Origin of the sequence: Carbonatibacter coralli (genome assembly GCF_039592655.1) — a bacterium.
GTDB lineage: Bacteria > Pseudomonadota > Alphaproteobacteria > Kiloniellales > Kiloniellaceae > Carbonatibacter > Carbonatibacter coralli.
This window is the reverse complement of record NZ_JBBUTJ010000001.1, coordinates 192,172-209,247: the sequence shown is the minus strand read 5'-3', so window position 1 is coordinate 209,247 and position 17,076 is coordinate 192,172. Positions and strand designations below refer to the sequence as shown.

The following is a 17,076-nucleotide window of genomic DNA, read 5'->3' as shown; positions in this document are numbered from 1 at the left end:
CTTTCACAGGAAAACTCTCACTTTCTCACGGGTCTGTGATCCGGGGAAAGCAAGAGAAACTGCATATCTGGTGGTTATGTTTTGTATTTAACCACAAGATTTAGTGTTCGTCATGGTCTTTTAGGGGCTTGACACCAAAATAGGGTGTTGTGTTGTGAACAGGTTGCCTGTGGATAACTGTGTGCATTTTATGTTTGTATCTGAAAGCTGTTTTCCTGAATCCGCACAAATGCTGGCCTTGTGCTTTTCAACCGGGCCTGTGGATTGTGTTCAAAAGTCTGAAAACAGGCATTTTTGTCTCCGATTCAAGAATCGGATCGTTAAAGCTTGAATGGAATTTTAACTATTTTTTAAGGATTTAGCTCTGTTTCGATACTACTACATCTTGTGTCCGGGATGAGCGGGCACTTTCATGATGTTGCGGAGTTCTGTCTGAGATTGAGCAGGCAGAAGGCGACGAGTGCAATCAAAACCAGGGCAGAGCCGAGCAGCTGGATTTCTCCGGGTGTTTCGCCGAGAACCACAATGGACAGTCCAACGGCAAAGACAGGCTCGGCATTGTAGATCATGGCTGCGTTTGAAGCCGGCATGAACTTGAGGACGTGCACCTGGATCAGGCCGGCAAAGAGGTAAAAGATACCGATTGCGCTCAGGGCACTGATGCCAAAGCCTGTTGAGGGCAGTTCCACAGGGGAACCGGTCAGCAGCTGGTAGGGGATGACGAGAACAAGGCAAAGCGCATTGACATAGAAAATCAGCTTTGCAAGCGGAATGACATCACCAAGGGGTTTGACCACAAGAAAGTAGGATGCCAGCCCCACTGCGGCGGCCGCGGACCAGAGCGCACCCTTGACGACGGTGCCGTCCACGGAAAGGTTCCCCAAATCGAGATTGCTTCCCACTGCGATACCGACACCGGCAAAGGCCAGCAGCAGAAGCAGGGCCTGGGAAAGGGGAGGAAGCTTTCTGGCAAACAGGCTTTCCATCACAGCAACCAGCAGGGGATAGAGGTAGAAGATCACAACCCCGAGGGAAACAGGGATGAACTCAAAGGCGCTCAGAAAGGCCAGGGTCAGCAGAAACAGCATGGCTGTTGCGAACAGAAGTCTGGGAAACTGTGTCTTTTGAATACGGAAATCCTGCCCGGTCAGGATCATGTATCCGCCTGTGAGGGCAGCTCCGATCAGAAAGCGGCCAACTGTCATGGAAAGCGGGGAGGCGCCATCTCCGAGTGCATAGGATGAGCTCGGCCCGACAAGTGCGAAGAACAGCGCACTTAACAGGGCAAGAGCAATACCAAGGGAGAGACGGGAAGAGGTTACGCTCATGGAAAGTCGGGTTCCTGAATTGATCCGGATGTCACAAAGCCGGGAAGCTATACCGCATGACAGGACGGAGCAACATATAAAGCTTTTTCTGAATGGAAATGGATAACCTGTCTTGAGGTGATCAGGCTTTTTTGCGCATGATGCATTTGATAAGAGGTGAGGGGACGGACTGTCCCGCCTGACTGGAGAAATATGTGATGTCTGCTTCAACTGTAACTGTTCCGCTGGATGAATTCCGGACAAGGCTGGGGGCCTGGCTGAAGGATCGCCATGTGGGGCCCCGACTTGATGATGAAGCACATGGACTTGCGATGGATTCCCTGGTCTGGCTGGAAAGCCATCATCGCAATGCACTGGACTACGTCCTGCGGAACGACCAGGCCTTTCAGGTTCCTGCCCGCAAAAGTGAAACCGGAGAGGAAATCGAACCCGAGGTGACGGTTTCGATGGAACGCGATCAGGTTCTCTTTCTGGAGGCGGCCGGTCTGCCGCTGGTTTGTGCTGCCAGCCAGGCTGTGGCAGGCGCTGTGAAGAAGGCCCGGGAACACGGTCTGGGACTTTGCATCATCAAGGATGTCAGGGATGTGATCGCCCTTGCCCCCATACTGGAAAGGGTCGCCCAAAGCGGGATGGCGGCCTTTGGCAGCTGGACTGTGGAACCGGCAACGAGGGAAGCTGTTGTGCTGGACGGGGTGTCGAGCTCTGCGCGCTCCCTTGCCTTTATTCCGCGCGAGGATGACACGATCCTCCATATGGAATGTATGGGGCTTGTTCAGGCACACATGCGGCAGATGAGAGGTGTGGTGCCCCAGAAGCTTGGCGATCTGATTGCGCAGTCGCTCCTGCCGACGGATGTAAGTGTTCCGGGGGTGGCCATTCTTTGTGCCGATTTGCCGGATGCCTTTGAAAACATGGCCAAAGCGATGGAGGTTGCTGCGCGCGAGGCACCGGCCCGGCTGTTCCATGACTGGGAAAAGAGCAAGCGGAATGCGGACGTGGCGGAAAAGGGGTTCGAGCTGGAAGAACTGTCCTGGATGCTGGTGGCCTCTTCGCGGCTGGAGATCCCGGCAGGGAATGTGGATATTCCCGAGACGGAAGAGGAAAAGCTCTGAATCCGGCAGGAAAAACGGCTTTTTGCACGTGAGGTCTGGACGGATTGCTTCAGCAGTGTATTATCCGGACAAACTGAATTATCAAGATTCTGAAGTACAGGAGCTGCGGTCAGATATGTCAAAAGCGACAATCGGCACACGTCTTTACACCTGGGCCAAGGGTGAACTGGTTGGTGAAGACAAGCAGGGCAACAAGTACTACCGCACCAAAGGTGGTAGCGAAATGCACAAGGACAGCCTGCGCAAGGAACGCCGCTGGGTCATCTACAATGGTGATGTCGAGGCAAGCCGCGTTCCTGCGGACTGGCATGCGTGGTTGCACCATACGGTCAACGAACTGCCGCCGAAGGAAGGCCTGCCCCGTTATGACTGGATGAAGGATCATCAGCAGAACATGACAGGGACGGATCAGGCCTATCGTCCAGGCGGAAGCCCTTATGCGGGCGGACAGCGTGAGCGGGTCTCTTCCGATTATGATGCATGGCAGCCTGAATAAGGCCCCTGTGATTTGAAATAAACACAAAGCCGATCTCCTGCGGGGTCGGCTTTTGTCTTCTGAACAGATCTGAACACAGTGTGTTGTATTGTGGTGAACGGGTTTCAGGTTTTCTGTTCCAGCACTTAATGCTATCTAGTTCTCTGAATAAAGAGATGACTTGGTGTCGGGAGTTCCTGAATGAATCGCAATCTGGTCGAAACTGTCGTCGGCGCACTGGTGTTGGCAGTGGCAATTGTCTTTGTCGTCTACGCTTTCAACTCTTCTTCGTCCGGTTCTTCCGGTGGTTATCGTCTGACTGCCGAGTTTGACGATGCCAGCGGTCTTGTTGTTGGAACTGACGTGCGCATGGCAGGGGTTAAAATCGGACGTGTTGTGGATCAGCATCTGGATGGTGAGTCCTTCTATGCTGTTGTGACCATGGAAATTGACAGGGCCGTTATCCTGCCCAAGGGAACCTCGGCCCGGATTCTGAGCGAAAGCCTGCTGGGTGGCTCCTTTATCGGTCTGACACCGGGGGGCGAGGATGACAATCTCCAGGATGGGGATGAAATCTTTGACACCCAGGGCGCTGTCAATCTGATGGATCTGCTCGGACGCTTTGTTTTTTCTTCTGCGGACTCACTCTAGGGTTTTTGAAAATGGCTTCTGCGGTCAAGGATCTCTTCCCGGTATGGACACAACCCGATGGTGAGCCTTTGTCCTGCCATGAAAAGATCAAGGTTCTGAATGAGAATCTCGAGGAAATCATGGAGATGGCCCAGGATGCGCTGGAGGATGCCATCCTGATGGGCGGGGACGAAAAGCAGGTCAGGGCTGTGCTTCATGCCATGATTGACCGTCTTGAAAACCCCTATGACAACCGGAACTGAGAAAGCGGACCCGAAGCAGATGAACGCCATGAAGAAGACTTTCCTGATGACTGTGGTCAGTCTGCCGGTTCTTTGTGCTGGTACTGGAGCGTTTGCTGCGATGAACCCGCATGGCGTTGCTGTCCTGCAGGCGCTGGACAAGGTGACAGCCCGTGTGACAGAGATGGAAGTTCCCGTCGGGCAGGCTGTTGAATTCGGGTCCCTTTCGATCGAGGTTCAGGCCTGCTACAAGGCGTCTCCGGAAGACAAGCCCGAAGCGGCGGCCTTTACCATTATTCGTGACACAAAGCTTGAGCCTGACGAACAGCGCCAGTTCAGCGGGTGGATGTATGCTTCCTCACCCGGGCTGTCGACAATGGAACATCCGGTTTATGCTGTCTGGACGCTGGACTGCAAGGACACCCTCAGCCAGCAGGATGAAGCAGGTATCAATCTTCTGGAAACCCCGGCGGAACAGTAGACTTTTTCAGTCGTTGTCCGGATCTGTTTCCAGATTGTCCGGGGACGGGGCAGGAGGGTTGCCCTGACACGAGCGGATAAACTCCTCCAGTTCTTCGCGGGATAGCTCGGGATCAAGGGTTGCGCCAATCTGGAGTGCCATGTCCAGTCGCTGATGGTAGGTATCCCTTGGAATTTCGATAACGCCAAACCGTGCCAGATGGCGGGTCAGGAACTGGGTGTCCAGAAGCGAATAACCCGATTTTTTCAAGCGTGCGACCAGATGAACCAGAGCCACCTTGCTGGCATTGGTTTCGCGGGAAAACATGCTTTCCCCGAAAAAGGCCGAGCCGAGTGAAACGCCGTAGAGACCTCCGACAAGGCGTCCGTCTTTCCAGCATTCGACGGAATGGGCAAAACCGGTTTGGAAAAGCTGCTGGTAAAGGCGCTTGATCTGGGGGTTGATCCAGGTTTCGGAGCGGTCCGGCCGTGGCTCGGCACAGGCTTCCATAACCTGCATGAAAGCGGTATCACAACGGATCCGGAACGGCTCCTTCCGGAGTGTTTTCCTGAGGGATCTTGGTATGTGAAGTGAATTGAGCGGGAGCACTCCGCGCTGGCGTGGGTCGATCCAGTGCAACTCGGCAGCATCGTGGCTCTCTGCCATGGGGAACACGCCGATGGCGTAAGCTTTCAGCAGTATGTCCGCTGTAATTTCCATGGTGTTGAACAGATCCCGGATCCGGTTGTGATGTGTCTGTCCAATATAGATGGGTTGTGAAAGGAAAACCAGCAAGAGCCTGTCTTGGAAGGACAAAAGCTGGTGAAAAGTACAGAGAAGCAAAAAGCTCCTTTAAAAAAAGCCCCGAACCGGAGAGGTTCGGGGCTTTCTGTCTGCGTCGGTCTTGTGCCTACTTCTTCTGGGCATTCAACTCGTCAACAAACTTTTCCAGCCAGTGGATGTTGTAGTCGCCCTTCATGATGTCCTCGTTGTGAACGAGATCAAGATGAAGCGGAATAGAGGTTTGAACACCGTCAATCACATATTCCTGCAGGGCACGACGCGTTTTCATGATGCAGTCTTCACGGTCGCGTCCGTAAACGATCAGCTTGGCAATCAGGCTGTCGTAGTTGGATGGAATGCGATAGCCCTGATAGAGCTGGGAATCAATCCGAACACCAACACCACCCGGTGTGTGATAGCTTGTCACCTGACCGGGGGATGGCATGAAGGTATAGGGGTTCTCGGCGTTGATACGGCATTCAATGGCGTGTCCTTTCAGGACGACGTCTTCCTGCTTGTATTTCAGCTTCTCGCCGGCAGCGACACGAATCTGCTCTTCCAGAATATCAATGCCGGAAATGGCTTCCGAAATCGGGTGCTCGACCTGAATACGGGTGTTCATCTCGATAAAGAAGAACTCGCCGTTTTCATAGAGATACTCGATTGTACCGGCAGACTTGTAGCCGAACTTGAGCATTGCTTCAGCAGAGATGCGGCCGATGCGCTCACGCTCTTCTTCTGTCAGGACAGGAGAAGGTGCTTCTTCAAGCAGCTTCTGGTGGCGGCGCTGCAGGGAGCAGTCACGTTCACCGATATGAATGCAGGTGCCCTGACCGTCGCCGAGCAGCTGGATTTCGATGTGACGGGGCTGACCGAGGTACTTCTCCATGTAGAGGGTATCGTCGCCGAATGCAGCCTTGGCTTCTGTTCCGGCCAGACGCACGGCGTCACGCAGCTCATCTTCGCTGTTGGCAACCTTCATGCCGCGCCCACCGCCGCCGGAAGCGGCCTTTACGAGGACGGGATAGCCGGTTGTCTTGGCAACTTCGATGGCTTCCTCGGCAGAAGCAATGGCACCGTCTGATCCCGGAACGACCGGAATACCCAGCTCAATCGCTGTTTTCTTCGCAGCAACCTTGTCACCCATAACGCGAATGTGCTCGGGAGAGGGGCCGATGAAAGCCATGCCATGGTCTTCAACCATTTCGGCGAAATCAGCGTTTTCAGAGAGGAAACCGACACCGGGGTGGATCGCATCAGCACCTGTTACGGCAGCTGCTGTGAGAATAGCCTGAACATTCAGATAGCTGTCCTTGCTGGGTGCGGGGCCGATGCAGACAGACTCGTCAGCAAGGCGGACATGCATGGCATCCGCATCTGCAGTGGAGTGAACTGCCACCGTTTGGATGCCCATGTCGCGGCAGGCTCGCAGGATACGGAGCGCGATTTCACCACGGTTGGCAATCAGAATTTTCTTAAACATGGGGCTTCCCGATTGGTTATGCGAGAACGACCAGAGGCTCGCCAAATTCTACAGGCTGACCATCCTGAACGAGGATTTCCTTGACCACACCGGCTTTCGGGCTTGGCAGAGGGTTCATGACCTTCATGGCTTCCAGGATCATCAGGGTCTGGCCTTCGCTGATCTTGTCGCCGACCTTGATGAAGTTCGGAGCACCGGGTTCGGAAGCCAGATAGGCTGTGCCAACCATCGGAGAGGTAATGGCATCAACAGGAGCAGCAGGCGCGGCTGCCTCGGCGGCTGGAGCTGCTGCAGGGGCCGGAGCCGCAGCGGGGGCTGCAACAGCTACAGGAGCGGCGGCAGGGGCAGCCACAGTCACGTTGCGAGCCAGACGAAGACGCTGGTCTTCTGTCTCGTATTCGATTTCGGTCAGGCCGGTGTCCTTCAGGAGTTCAGCCAGCGCGCGGATAAAGTCTTCGTTTACTTCGTGTTTTGACATCAGTCTTCTTTATCGCTGTTCAGCAGGTGAGCCATGGCGTCCATCGCCAGCAGGTACCCTTGCGGGCCCAGTCCACAGATCACAGCCTGTGCGACCCTGGAAACATAGGAATGGTGACGGAATTCTTCACGGCTGTGAATGTTCGAAAGGTGAACCTCTACAACGGGTCGGTCAACACCCAGCAAAGCATCCATCAGAGCGACGGAGGTGTGCGTGAGGGCTGCAGGATTTATGATGATGCCTTCGTGTTTGCCACGTGCTTCGTGAACCCAGCCAATCAGCTGGCCTTCCCAGTTTGACTGACGACATTCGAGCTCCAGACCAAGACTGCGGGCGCGCTTTTGGCATTGGGATTCCAAATCCGCAAGCGTATCGTAGCCGTAGATTTCTGGCTGACGGGTTCCCAGAAGATTCAGGTTGGGACCATTCAGGAGCAAGACAGAAGACACGGAATAATCCATTCCATCCAGTTGGTTCAGGCTTGCGATGCCGAGGAGCAATTGAACAGTCTGCAATCGGATTTGCAGAGCGCCGGGACGGAAAGCCGAACGACACCTTGTTCAACTGCATCAGCAACCACAAGCGACCTTATTACGCGAATTTGGCGGCAGGCGCAAAGCGAAATGACACAGCTTTGCTGGCTCTGTGTCAGAAAAAACTCCCTGAGGTGGAAAAAGGTCCGCCTTTTCCGACTCAAGCCGTGTGTTTTTCCGCTCAGCCTTTATTTTGCGCGCGAATCTCGGCGATCATTTTTCTGAATTCAGCCGCAGGTGTCCCCGGAGGAATAGATTTGCCGTTCAAAACAAAGGCAGGGGTTCCGTTGACTCCCAGAGCTGTTGCAAGCTGGCGTGTTTCCAGGATCTGCTGTGTGACTTCGGGACCTTCCATGTCAGCCTCGAACTTTGCGACGTCCAGATCCAGCTTGTCAGCGAGGGACAGCAGCCTGTCGACAGACAGGTCACTTGCATTACGCATCAATTCAAAATGATATTCCTCATAGGCACCCTGCTGACCTGCTGCCAGTGCCGCGCGGGCGCCAACAACGGATTCAGGGCTGAGGATCGGGAATTCCTTCATGACCACCTTCAGGTTCTGGTCTTCGTCGAGAAGTTCCTGAACGACGGTTGCAGCGCGACGGCAATAGGGGCATCTGTAGTCAAAGAACTCGACAAGAACGATGTCGCCGTCCGGATTGCCGAGAACCGGGCTGCCTTCACTGTTTTCCAGATCGTTTCTGAATTGCTCGAAAGCCGCTTCCTGCTGGCGGCGCTCTGCGGCGCGCTGCTGCAGCTGGTAGATCTCGATCGCTTCAATGATAATCCGGGGATTTTCCAGAATGTATTTGTGAACTGCTTCATTGAAGGCATCACTGCCTGGTGCCGGGCTGGAGGAATCCTCTGCCTGTGTTGCTGTTTGCGAAAGCAGGAGGCCTGAGAGGAAAACCGAGCTGATGAGCGTTTTTTTCAGAGCTTTTGAAGATGAGAAAGACGGGAAAGGCATTGTTGAAATTCCATCATGTGATTTGAAGGAAAGATGAAGAGATGCCTGTCCTTGTGCAAGGCCAAAGACAGGCATCTCTCAAAAGCGTGATCGCTGGTGGCGGGGAATGGAGAGCGCGGGTTACTGTTTTCTCAGGCGTGCAGTCGCAACCAAATCGTTTGCACGAAGCTTTGCGGGGGTTCCTGCATCGAGGAGCTTGATGGCGCGTTCACCGTAGCCGATGGCCTCTCCGAAATTTCCCAGAGCAAAGGCGCGTTCGGCCAGGGCAAGGGAGGTCATGCCCTTGTTGTCCTGACGGCCAAAGAGGATGGCGGCCTGTCTCCAGAGACCGGGATGGTTCTGCTGGATCTGAAGCGCGACATTGAGATGCTCCATTGCCTTTTTGTTGTTTTCGGGTGTGTCGCTTTCTGCCAGCGCACGGATGAGGAGGTAGCGAATGGAGTTTGCCTTTGGCAGGATGGCAACAGCCTGTTCCAGCGGTGCAATGGCTTCCTGTCCCTTGCCGAATTCGAACAGCATCTGGCCCTTGAATTCCAGAAAGTAAGGGTCCTGCGGATTTTCAGCGATCAGCTTGTCCAGTTCGGCCAGGGCCTTGTCCAGTTCGCTGTCCTTGTAATAGGCAATACTGCGCGCATATCTGGCTGGCAGGGAGGTATCGCTTTCGGGATAGTCCCTGAAGGTCGAATTGACGGAATTCAGAAAGGCAGCGAGTTTGGCTTTGACACGTTCGTGCTTTTGTACGAGGTCGGCACGGACAGGGCGATCCTTGTAGGGAGAGCGCTGTGTCTGGTCGTCCAGAAAATTGACGCGATCCCTGGTCAGCGGGTGGGTCCGAAGATAGGGGTCCTGATTCTGTGTGAGCAGAACCTCCTTGCCCAGCAGGACTGACATGAAGTCTCTCAGACCGGCAGGTGATTGCTCGGTCGCTTTCAGGTAGTTGATGGCCGCCTGGTCTGCTGCGGCTTCCTGTCTGCGGGAGTAACTGAGAATATTTGCCAGACCGGCACTCTGACCTGCTGCCGAGAAAACCCCGGCGGCAGCTCCTTCACCGGTTGCAATCGCGACCCCGACGCCAAGGAGAGTGCTGGCCAGGGCAATGATGTTGGAGTTTTCGAGGTTCTCTCCCCGCAGGGAAACGTGACCGCCGGCAATATGCCCTGTCTCGTGGGCGATGACCCCGATAACCTCGCTCGGGGATTTGGCCTGCATGATCAGCCCTGTATTGATGAACATGCGATTGCCTGCCGTGACAAAGGCGTTCAGGGCGGGATCATTGACCAGAAAGATGCGAATGGACTGGGGTGACAGTCCTGCGGCCTGAAACAGTGGTGTTGAATATTCCCTGATCAGGTTTTCCGTTTCGGCATCTGTGATCAGCGAAAGCCCCTGTGCCCTTGCCTTCGGGATATGCAGTGCCGGTGTGAGAAGGGCCAGGATCATGAAAAAGACACAAAACTGCGTGCAAATCTGTTTGGACGTCCTGAGAAATCTGGCCTGGGAAAAAGAAAAATGCACGAGCAGGTTATCCTTTTGGGTGGCAGGTGTGGGCAAAACCAGAAAAATCTTGGTCTTGGAGCGAGTTTCAGCGATAACTTTGACCATCTTATGACTTGGGCTGCTGCAAAGAAAATAGGCTCAAGGGCTTTTCACATCAATATGGCAACGATATTTTCATTGCCTCCAAGACAAAGCATTTCCATACGGGAAAATCATTATGAAGCTGAAGGCTAGTTTCCGTTCCGTCGCAAGTTTGACCGCTCTGGCTCTTTTCCTGGGAGCCTGTAGCGAGGAAGCGAGCGGCCCCGAGATCAAGGGAACCCTGATCAATACCGTTGAGGGTTTTGCGGGGGTGATCGCCGCTGATGAGCCAAGGGCTGTGCAGATCGGCCGCGAGGTTCTGGGGCGTGGTGGAACTGCAGCGGATGCTGCAACAGCGATGTATTTTGCCATGACAGTCAGTCTGCCATCCCGTGTCGGACTGGGTGCAGGCGGTGTTTGCCTGATTCGTGACCAGGAGCGTGACGAATCGAAAATGCTGAGCTTCCCGATCATTCAGAGCAAAGAGGGTGGTACGGTCCCGACATCCCTGCGTGCCATTGCCGCCATGCAGGCGCGCTATGGCATCATTCGCTGGGGAGAACTCGTCAGTTATGGTGAACGACTGGCCCGTTTCGGTAATCCTGTCAGTCGCTCCTTTGCCTATGATCTGGCGCTTGCCGAGAAAAGGCTGCGTGTGGACAGAAGGTTGCTGTCACGCTATGCCCGCAAGGATGGGCGCCTGCCCCGTGAAGGGAACTCGATCAACCAGTTTGAGCTGGCATCCGTTCTGAGCGGCATTCGTGCCCAGGGGGCGGGATATCTTTATGACGGACAGCTGACAAACCGCTATGCACGTGCTGCCACTGCAGCGGGAATGCCGATCCAGCCTGCAGATCTGCGCTCCTACATTCCTGCTTTTGTCGATCCCATCAAGGTCGAGGTTGATGACGAGAGTGTCATCGTTTCCGGCCAGGCTGGTCAAAGCGGCGTTGTTGCCGGTACAGGTTACGCCCTGATGGTGGATCACTTTGATCTTGAAGATGCAGATCAGGAGGAAAAGGCGGTTGCCATTGCCGAAGCCTTGAAGCGTGCCTGGTCTGCACGCGGTGAGGCACTGGCAACAGGGAAAAACTCCCTGACCGAGGAAGGTCTTGAAGGTCTGGCGGCCGGTTTCAATGCTGAAAAGGCTTCGAACTTCGCTCTGGCTTCCAACGCCCGTGCGGTGGCTGGCAATCCCTTTTCTGCAGGCTTTTCGGTCATTGATCGTTTCAATGGGGCTGTTGCCTGCAGTTTCAGTCTGAACGGGCTGTTCGGGGCGCAACGCGTTGCCGGTGAAACCGGTGTGATCATGGGGAAAGCTGATGCGGGGAACAAGGTTCCGGTTTCAGACAATTTGACGGCAATGCTGATTGTCCATGAAGCACGCGGGGAAGTCCGATTCGCCGGTTCTGCATCCGGAGGAGCTGTCGGAGCTTCTGCTCTGGCGCAGGTTGCAGCCTTGTCCAAAGGAGGAGCTGTTCCGCTCAAGGACGCGGGAAGCAATCCGAGAATTCACCACAGTGGTCAGCCTGATGTCGCCTTTGTTGAGCAAAAGGGCAAGGAGGAGCTGTCGGTTCTGACCTCGGCAGGTTTTACAGCCAGACAGGCGCCGGAGTTCGGGCGTGTCAACGCTGCCCTTTGTGTCCGGAGTGTGGATCGCAATCCCAACAGCTGCACCGCCTATTCGGATGAAAGAGGCTATGGTCTGGCGCAGCGGGCCCAGTAGGGCTCCTGTTTCAGGGGTTGTGTGAATGTGAAGAAGGCCCTTTCCCGGGGAGAGTGGGAAAGGGCCTTCTTCGTTATCCGGTTGCCGGAACCGGATCAGACGAGATTCAGACGGACCTCGACATTGCCGCGGGTCGCGTTGGAATAGGGGCAGACCTGGTGGGCTTTTCCTATAAGGGACAGAGCTTCGGTCCGGTCCATGCCCGGCACTGAAATGTCCAGGGAAACTGCGATGGCAAAGCCGCCATCAATCGGGCCAATACCCACTGTGCCTGTGATGGACAGATCATCTGTCAGGTTTATTTTTTCCTGTGCTGCGACGAATTTCATGGCTCCGAGAAAACAGGCTGAATATCCCGCTGCGAAGAGCTGCTCGGGGTTGGTGCCGTCACCGCCTGCGCCACCCAGCTCCTGTGGCGTTGAAAGGGCAACATTCAGTTTGCCGTCTTCAGAACGGGCCGTTCCGTCGCGGCCGCCTGTCGCTGTTGCTTTGGTGCTGTAGGCAATAGGGTTTGGGGTGTCCATGGTTTGTAACTCCGAATGGAAGTGAAACGTTGTTTTTTAATCGCGCGCGATATATTTATGGAGAGAGACAATAAAAAAGTCAATAGCGATTTAATCGTGCACGATTTAATGTGAGGCCGAATGAACTCCCACAAATATGAACTGCAGGTCGAGGATTTCCTCTGCTTCGGGCTTTATTCAACCAGCAATGCAATGAACAAGATCTACATTCCGTTGTTAAAAGGGCTCAATCTGACCTATGCCCAGTATCTTGTCATGACGGTGCTCTGGCAGGGAGATGCCCTGCTGGTTAAGGAGATCGGACAGCGCCTGCATCTGGAATCCAATACACTCACACCCCTGCTGAAGCGTCTGGAAGCCGCGGGACTGATTGAGCGCAGACGCTCTGAGGAAGACGAGAGAAAGGTTCTGATCTGGCTTACAGAGGCCGGGCGGGAACTGCAGGAGCAGGCCAGATGTGTGCCGGAAGAGGTCATGAAGGCGACCGGTCTTGAAGAAAGGGACATAATGGAGTTGAACAGCAAACTTCAGACCTTGCGTCAGGCACTGGACCGGTCCAGACAGGAAGGCTAGGTTCCCGGAACATGTCATATGAAAAGACTGGAAAATAAAATGACAATCAAGACAGCAGCACGTGGTCAGGTCCCTCCGTTCCTTGTGATGGATGTTCTCAGAACAGCCAATGCGATGGAAGCAGAGGGCGTGAAGATTGCCCACATGGAGCTGGGGCAACCGGGAACAGCGGCGCCGCAGGCTGTGAGAGACGCTGTGAAAGAGGCTCTGGACAGGGATCCGGTGGGCTATACAAATGCCCTTGGTCTCCCCGCATTGCGAGAGGCGATTGCAAAGCATTACAAAGAGGCCTACGCCTACGATCTGGACCCGGCGCGTGTTGTGGTGACCACAGGCTCATCGAGCGGTTTTATCCTGTCCTTTCTCTCAGCCTTTGATGCAGGGGACCGTGTGGCTCTCGCTGCTCCGGGCTATCCGGCTTACAGAAACATTCTCGAAGCGCTGGGCGTTGAGGCCGTCCTTTTGCCTGTTGGTGCAAAGGAGCGTTTCCAGCCGACAGTGAAAAGCCTGCAAAAGGCTGTTGCTGAAGGTGGAAAGCTGGATGGCCTGATACTGGCCAGCCCGTCCAATCCGGCAGGTACCATGGTTTCTGCGGATGAGCTGAAGACCTTGAACAACTATTGCGCGGAGCAGGGAATTCGCCTGATCTCCGATGAGATCTATCACGGGATTACCTTCGGAGTTGAAGCGGCGACAGCCCTGAGCTTCAACGCGGATGCAATCGTGATCAACTCCTTTTCCAAGTACTTTTCCATGACGGGGTGGAGGCTGGGCTGGATGGTGGTGCCGGAAAAGATGATCCGTCCTGTTGAGTGTCTTGCACAGAATCTCTTTATCTCTGCGCCAACCCAGTCCCAGCTTGCCGGTGTCGCTGTCTTTGACTGCAAGGAAGAGCTGGATGGCTATGTTGAAGTCTATGCGGAAAACCGGAAGCTCCTGCTGGAGCGGCTGCCGGAAATCGGTTTTGACCGTCTGGCTCCTGCAGATGGCGGATTTTATATCTATGCAGACATCAGTGCGTTCAGCAATGACAGCCAGGCCTTCTGCAAGCGTTTGCTGGGGGAAACCGGGATTGCTGCAACGCCCGGTGTTGATTTCGATCCTCTCAACGGTCACCGTTTCATGCGCTTTTCCTTTGCCGGAAGTCCCCAGACAGTCCGGGATGCACTGGGGCGTCTGACGGTCTGGATGCAAGAGAACTTTCTCTAGAGCGGATTGCTGAATCCGGAACAAAAAAAGCGCCGACAGAAGTCGGCGCTTTTTTGTTTAGTTTAGCGACTCCACCAGCCGGATCGTTTCGGGCGATCCGGTTTTTCCGGTTGTTCGGCAGGTGCTGAAGCTGTGCTCTGATCAGAAGCAGCAACAGTTTGGGAGACAGGCTCTGCCGGTGCAGATTCAGAGGCTGGCGCCGGTGTTTCTGCAACAGCAGCCGGTGCAGTCTGAATGGGGATGTCTACAACCAGGTCTTCAGTCTGTTGAACAGTTTCCCCAGTCGACCCGGAGACTTCTGTTCCTGCGGATTCTTGCTGCTGGGCCTTCTTGCTTCGCGAAGAAGGCCGTCCGCGTCGCACACGGGGGGTGGTTTCAGCCTCGTCCCCGCTTTGCTGTGTTTCCTGCTCCTCTGAAGACGGTGCTGCTTCAGGGCTTTCCTTCTTGCGGCTGCGTGTGCGTTTGCGCGGTTCCTTTTTGGGTTTCTCCGCTTCTGCATCTGCATTTGCTTCCGCTTCCTGAGCGGAGGAAGAGCTTTCCTCTGCGTCCTGTGTCGGAGCCTCTTCGCTGGTTTCGTCCTTGCGGCTCCGGCGAGAGCGCGACCGGACGCGCCGGTTGCGTGCAGGCTTATCTTCCTCATCGGTGTCAGAAGATGTTTCCGTATCTGCGGATGTCTCATCCGATGGTTCGGATTCCGGAGAGTCCTCTTCGCCTGCAGTTTCGTCGTTCAGTTCCTCACGCCTGCGTCCGCGTCTGCGGCCTCCGCGTTTGCCCCTGCGACGGCGCTTGCGTGGGCGTTCATCGTCATCGCTGTCCGATGCTTCATCCCGGGTATCCTGACCGTCTTCATCGTCCGCGGATTCTTCTGACGACGGCGTGTTGCGATCCTCGTAGCCGTCCTCATCGCGATCCTTGCGGCGACGGCGGCGTTTGCGACGCTTGCGGTCAGAACCGTCCTCGCCATCATCGCTGTTGCGGCTCTGGTCCTGTCTGTCCGTTTCCTCAAAGACCATCAGTTCACTGACCGGCCCGTCGTTGCGGGACACGACGCGTTCCAGACGGAACTGGTCAACCTTGAGGGTGTCATCAGCATTGACGCTGACCTCAAAGCTGTAGCGCTGTTCGATCTCGATCAGGCGGCTGCGTTTCTGGTTCAGGATGAAAAGGGCGATGGAGGTGGGGACATCCAGATCAATGGAGCCGCCTCCGCGACGGATGCCGTCTTCTTCCAGAACCCGCAGAACGTGCAGGGCCGCTGACTCAATTGTACGGATGCTGCCGATACCCTCACAGTGAGGGCAGACGACTGTCGAGTTTTCGACAATGCTGGGGCGCAGACGCTGACGTGACATTTCCAGCAGACCGAAGGGGCTGATGCGTCCCATCTGAATGCGGGCCCGGTCAACGGACATCGCTTCTTTCAGGCGACGCTCGACCTCCCGGTTGTGCTTGTTGTCGTCCATGTCGATAAAGTCGATGACAACAAGTCCGGCCAGATCCCGCAGGCGAACCTGACGCGCGACCTCTTCAGCGGCTTCAAGGTTCGTCTTGAAGGCTGTTTCCTCGATATGGCGCTCCTTCGTTGCACGGCCGGAGTTCACATCAATGGCAACCAGTGCCTCTGTCGGGTTGATGACAATGTAACCGCCTGACTTCAGTTTGACGGTCGGGTTGTGCATGGCGTCAATCTGGCTTTCCACCTGGAAACGATGGAAGAGCGGGATTTGCATGCCCTTGTAGTTTTTCACCTTTTTGGCATGGCTTGGCATCAGCGTGCGCATGAAGCTTTTGGCTGACTTGTAACCCTGCTCGCCCTCGACAAGGATTTCTTCCATGTCGCTGGTGTAGAGGTCGCGGATGGCGCGTTTGATCAGATCGGCCTCTCCGTAAATGAGGGCAGGCGCTTCCGAGGAGAAGGTTGTCTCGCGGATTTCGTTCCACAGACGCATCAGGTATTCGTAATCGCGGCGGATTTCCAGCTTGCTGCGCTGGCTTCCGGCTGTGCGGACGATCACGGCAATGCCTTCCGGGATTTTCAGCTCGCCCAGAATGTCCTTGAGGCGCTTGCGGTCATTGGCGCTGCTGATCTTGCGGCTGATGCCGCCGCCCTTGTTGGTGTTTGGCATCAGGACGGAATAGCGACCCGCCAGGGAAAGATAGGTTGTCAGCGCAGCGCCCTTGTTGCCCCGTTCTTCCTTGGTGACCTGAACCAGAAGAACCTGCTTGCGACGAATGACTTCCTGGATTTTGTACTGGCGCAGGAAGCGCATGCGCTTGGCCTTGCGGATCTTGGTCTCGCGATTCTCGTCTTCATCGCTGTCGCTGTCGTCTTCCTCGCTTTCCTCGTCGTCATCATTGATGCTGTCGACAGAGCTTTCACCCGCGAGTTCCTCGATGGTGTCATCCTGTGAGGCGGTCAGCGCAACGGAATCCTTGACCGGGCTGGCCTCGTTGTCTTCGACGCTGTTGTCGGAGGCTTCACCATCCGGTGCTGCTTCTGCATCGGCAGAGGCTTCGCTGCCTTCTGCTTCCGGATTGTCCGGGCTGTTTTCGTCCTGTTCGGAAGTCGCAGATTCGGCCGGAGTTTCAGCCTGGGCTCCGTTGTCCTGACTTTCCTCTTCTTCCAGAGGGCCGTTCTCAAGAGCGTCCAGCGCTTCGCGATCCGCTGTCGGGATGCGATAGTAATCCGGGTGAATTTCGCTGAAAGGCAGGAAGCCGTGACGGTTGCCGCCGTATTCCACGAAGGCTGCCTGTAGTGAGGGTTCAACCCGTGTAACACGGGCCAGATAGATGTTCCCTTTCAGCTGCTTTTTTGAAAGGGTTTCAAAATCAAAGTCTTCGAGACGGTTCTCGCTGTGAACCACGACGCGAGTTTCCTCGCTGTGCGTGGCATCGATAAGCATTCGTTTTGCCATTGATGTGTATTCCTGTCGCGCCGCAAGGCTCGCACACGGACAAGTCCAACTGATTGAGGA

18 protein-coding genes are annotated in these 17,076 nt (G+C 55.2%); 9 read left to right on the top strand and 9 right to left on the bottom strand.

The genetic code is table 11. The features are described 5' to 3' along the window. Window positions 1-410: 410 nt before the first annotated feature. Entirely contained in the window at window positions 411-1,328 is a 918-nt protein-coding gene (locus AAAH10_RS00865; protein ID WP_343559580.1) for a DMT family transporter, read from the bottom strand. Window positions 1,329-1,525: 197 nt separating this feature from the next. On the opposite strand from AAAH10_RS00865, the gene AAAH10_RS00860 reads away from it, so the two are divergent. The 5 genes from AAAH10_RS00860 to AAAH10_RS00840 all read left to right on the top strand — a co-directional run bounded on the left by AAAH10_RS00860 (window position 1,526) and on the right by AAAH10_RS00840 (window position 4,268). Further along, the gene (locus tag AAAH10_RS00860; protein WP_343559577.1) at window positions 1,526-2,440 is read left to right on the top strand and encodes a hypothetical protein; all 915 of its coding nucleotides are present in this window, start codon (window positions 1,526-1,528) and stop codon (window positions 2,438-2,440) included. Window positions 2,441-2,555: 115 nt separating this feature from the next. After that, window positions 2,556-2,936 carry an NADH:ubiquinone oxidoreductase subunit NDUFA12 gene (locus AAAH10_RS00855; RefSeq protein ID WP_343559574.1) on the top strand — a complete coding sequence of 127 codons (381 nt, stop codon included), beginning with the start codon at window positions 2,556-2,558 and terminating at the stop codon, window positions 2,934-2,936. Between the two features lie 180 nt (window positions 2,937-3,116). After that, complete coding sequence (gene mlaD / locus AAAH10_RS00850) at window positions 3,117-3,566, top strand: outer membrane lipid asymmetry maintenance protein MlaD (RefSeq protein ID WP_343559572.1); 450 nt, start codon at window positions 3,117-3,119, stop codon at window positions 3,564-3,566. An 11-nt stretch (window positions 3,567-3,577) separates the two neighbouring features. Then, window positions 3,578-3,808 carry a hypothetical protein gene (locus tag AAAH10_RS00845; protein WP_343559569.1) on the top strand — a complete coding sequence of 77 codons (231 nt, stop codon included), beginning with the start codon at window positions 3,578-3,580 and terminating at the stop codon, window positions 3,806-3,808. A gap of 28 nt (window positions 3,809-3,836) precedes the next feature. Next, the gene (locus tag AAAH10_RS00840; protein ID WP_343559566.1) at window positions 3,837-4,268 is read left to right on the top strand and encodes a DUF2155 domain-containing protein; all 432 of its coding nucleotides are present in this window, start codon (window positions 3,837-3,839) and stop codon (window positions 4,266-4,268) included. Window positions 4,269-4,274: 6 nt separating this feature from the next. Here the strand turns inward: AAAH10_RS00840 and aat are convergent, their stop codons facing one another. The 6 genes from aat to AAAH10_RS00810 form a co-directional block, all read right to left on the bottom strand. Further along, complete coding sequence (gene aat / locus AAAH10_RS00835) at window positions 4,275-4,967, bottom strand: leucyl/phenylalanyl-tRNA--protein transferase (RefSeq protein ID WP_343559564.1); 693 nt, start codon at window positions 4,965-4,967, stop codon at window positions 4,275-4,277. 190 nt (window positions 4,968-5,157) lie between these two features. Further along, on the bottom strand, window positions 5,158-6,513 hold the full coding sequence (gene accC, locus AAAH10_RS00830) for an acetyl-CoA carboxylase biotin carboxylase subunit (protein ID WP_343559561.1): 1,356 nt from the start codon (window positions 6,511-6,513) through the stop codon (window positions 5,158-5,160). 16 nt (window positions 6,514-6,529) lie between these two features. Further along, entirely contained in the window at window positions 6,530-6,991 is a 462-nt protein-coding gene (gene accB, locus AAAH10_RS00825; RefSeq protein WP_343559559.1) for an acetyl-CoA carboxylase biotin carboxyl carrier protein, read from the bottom strand. Next, window positions 6,991-7,452 carry a type II 3-dehydroquinate dehydratase gene (gene aroQ, locus AAAH10_RS00820; RefSeq protein ID WP_343561305.1) on the bottom strand — a complete coding sequence of 154 codons (462 nt, stop codon included), beginning with the start codon at window positions 7,450-7,452 and terminating at the stop codon, window positions 6,991-6,993. The genes accB and aroQ overlap by 1 nt, the downstream gene beginning before the upstream one ends. A 253-nt stretch (window positions 7,453-7,705) precedes the next feature. Further along, window positions 7,706-8,491, bottom strand: coding sequence for a DsbA family protein (locus tag AAAH10_RS00815; RefSeq protein WP_343559556.1), 786 nt, complete (start codon window positions 8,489-8,491; stop codon window positions 7,706-7,708). A gap of 120 nt (window positions 8,492-8,611) precedes the next feature. After that, window positions 8,612-9,931 (bottom strand): M48 family metalloprotease, encoded by a 1,320-nt coding sequence (locus AAAH10_RS00810; protein WP_343559554.1) that lies wholly within the window; start codon window positions 9,929-9,931, stop codon window positions 8,612-8,614. 69 nt (window positions 9,932-10,000) lie between these two features. Between AAAH10_RS00810 and AAAH10_RS00805 the strand changes: the two genes are divergently transcribed. Continuing rightward, window positions 10,001-10,222, top strand: a complete 222-nt coding sequence (locus AAAH10_RS00805) for a hypothetical protein (RefSeq protein ID WP_343559551.1) — start codon at window positions 10,001-10,003, stop codon at window positions 10,220-10,222. Continuing rightward, window positions 10,206-11,795: a gamma-glutamyltransferase gene (locus AAAH10_RS00800; RefSeq protein WP_343559549.1), complete on the top strand. Its 1,590-nt coding sequence runs from the start codon at window positions 10,206-10,208 to the stop codon at window positions 11,793-11,795. The genes AAAH10_RS00805 and AAAH10_RS00800 overlap by 17 nt, the downstream gene beginning before the upstream one ends. A gap of 95 nt (window positions 11,796-11,890) precedes the next feature. On the opposite strand, the gene AAAH10_RS00795 is transcribed toward AAAH10_RS00800, so the two are convergent. Further along, window positions 11,891-12,319 (bottom strand): organic hydroperoxide resistance protein, encoded by a 429-nt coding sequence (locus AAAH10_RS00795; RefSeq protein ID WP_343559546.1) that lies wholly within the window; start codon window positions 12,317-12,319, stop codon window positions 11,891-11,893. A 120-nt stretch (window positions 12,320-12,439) separates the two neighbouring features. On the opposite strand from AAAH10_RS00795, the gene AAAH10_RS00790 reads away from it, so the two are divergent. Further along, a complete protein-coding gene (locus tag AAAH10_RS00790) occupies window positions 12,440-12,892 on the top strand; it encodes a MarR family winged helix-turn-helix transcriptional regulator (protein WP_343559544.1) in 453 nt (150 codons plus the stop codon). A 39-nt stretch (window positions 12,893-12,931) separates the two neighbouring features. Continuing rightward, window positions 12,932-14,101: a pyridoxal phosphate-dependent aminotransferase gene (locus tag AAAH10_RS00785; RefSeq protein WP_343559541.1), complete on the top strand. Its 1,170-nt coding sequence runs from the start codon at window positions 12,932-12,934 to the stop codon at window positions 14,099-14,101. A 62-nt stretch (window positions 14,102-14,163) separates the two neighbouring features. Here the strand turns inward: AAAH10_RS00785 and AAAH10_RS00780 are convergent, their stop codons facing one another. Continuing rightward, a complete protein-coding gene (locus tag AAAH10_RS00780) occupies window positions 14,164-17,016 on the bottom strand; it encodes an Rne/Rng family ribonuclease (protein WP_343559539.1) in 2,853 nt (950 codons plus the stop codon). Window positions 17,017-17,076: the final 60 nt, after the last annotated feature.

Excerpts from the sequence above, each read along its gene's own strand:
- AAAH10_RS00865 (WP_343559580.1), bottom strand. The coding sequence starts at position 1,328 with ATGAGCGTAACCTCTTCCCGTCTCTCCCTTGGTATTGCTCTTGCCCTG.
- AAAH10_RS00860 (WP_343559577.1), top strand. The coding sequence starts at position 1,526 with ATGTCTGCTTCAACTGTAACTGTTCCGCTGGATGAATTCCGGACAAGG.
- AAAH10_RS00855 (WP_343559574.1), top strand. The coding sequence starts at position 2,556 with ATGTCAAAAGCGACAATCGGCACACGTCTTTACACCTGGGCCAAGGGT.
- mlaD (WP_343559572.1), top strand. The coding sequence starts at position 3,117 with ATGAATCGCAATCTGGTCGAAACTGTCGTCGGCGCACTGGTGTTGGCA.
- AAAH10_RS00845 (WP_343559569.1), top strand. The coding sequence starts at position 3,578 with ATGGCTTCTGCGGTCAAGGATCTCTTCCCGGTATGGACACAACCCGAT.
- AAAH10_RS00840 (WP_343559566.1), top strand. The coding sequence starts at position 3,837 with ATGAAGAAGACTTTCCTGATGACTGTGGTCAGTCTGCCGGTTCTTTGT.
- aat (WP_343559564.1), bottom strand. The coding sequence starts at position 4,967 with ATGGAAATTACAGCGGACATACTGCTGAAAGCTTACGCCATCGGCGTG.
- accC (WP_343559561.1), bottom strand. The coding sequence starts at position 6,513 with ATGTTTAAGAAAATTCTGATTGCCAACCGTGGTGAAATCGCGCTCCGT.
- accB (WP_343559559.1), bottom strand. The coding sequence starts at position 6,991 with ATGTCAAAACACGAAGTAAACGAAGACTTTATCCGCGCGCTGGCTGAA.
- aroQ (WP_343561305.1), bottom strand. The coding sequence starts at position 7,452 with ATGGATTATTCCGTGTCTTCTGTCTTGCTCCTGAATGGTCCCAACCTG.
- AAAH10_RS00815 (WP_343559556.1), bottom strand. The coding sequence starts at position 8,491 with ATGCCTTTCCCGTCTTTCTCATCTTCAAAAGCTCTGAAAAAAACGCTC.
- AAAH10_RS00810 (WP_343559554.1), bottom strand. The coding sequence starts at position 9,931 with ATGATCCTGGCCCTTCTCACACCGGCACTGCATATCCCGAAGGCAAGG.
- AAAH10_RS00805 (WP_343559551.1), top strand. The coding sequence starts at position 10,001 with ATGCACGAGCAGGTTATCCTTTTGGGTGGCAGGTGTGGGCAAAACCAG.
- AAAH10_RS00800 (WP_343559549.1), top strand. The coding sequence starts at position 10,206 with ATGAAGCTGAAGGCTAGTTTCCGTTCCGTCGCAAGTTTGACCGCTCTG.
- AAAH10_RS00795 (WP_343559546.1), bottom strand. The coding sequence starts at position 12,319 with ATGGACACCCCAAACCCTATTGCCTACAGCACCAAAGCAACAGCGACA.
- AAAH10_RS00790 (WP_343559544.1), top strand. The coding sequence starts at position 12,440 with ATGAACTCCCACAAATATGAACTGCAGGTCGAGGATTTCCTCTGCTTC.
- AAAH10_RS00785 (WP_343559541.1), top strand. The coding sequence starts at position 12,932 with ATGACAATCAAGACAGCAGCACGTGGTCAGGTCCCTCCGTTCCTTGTG.
- AAAH10_RS00780 (WP_343559539.1), bottom strand. The coding sequence starts at position 17,016 with ATGGCAAAACGAATGCTTATCGATGCCACGCACAGCGAGGAAACTCGC.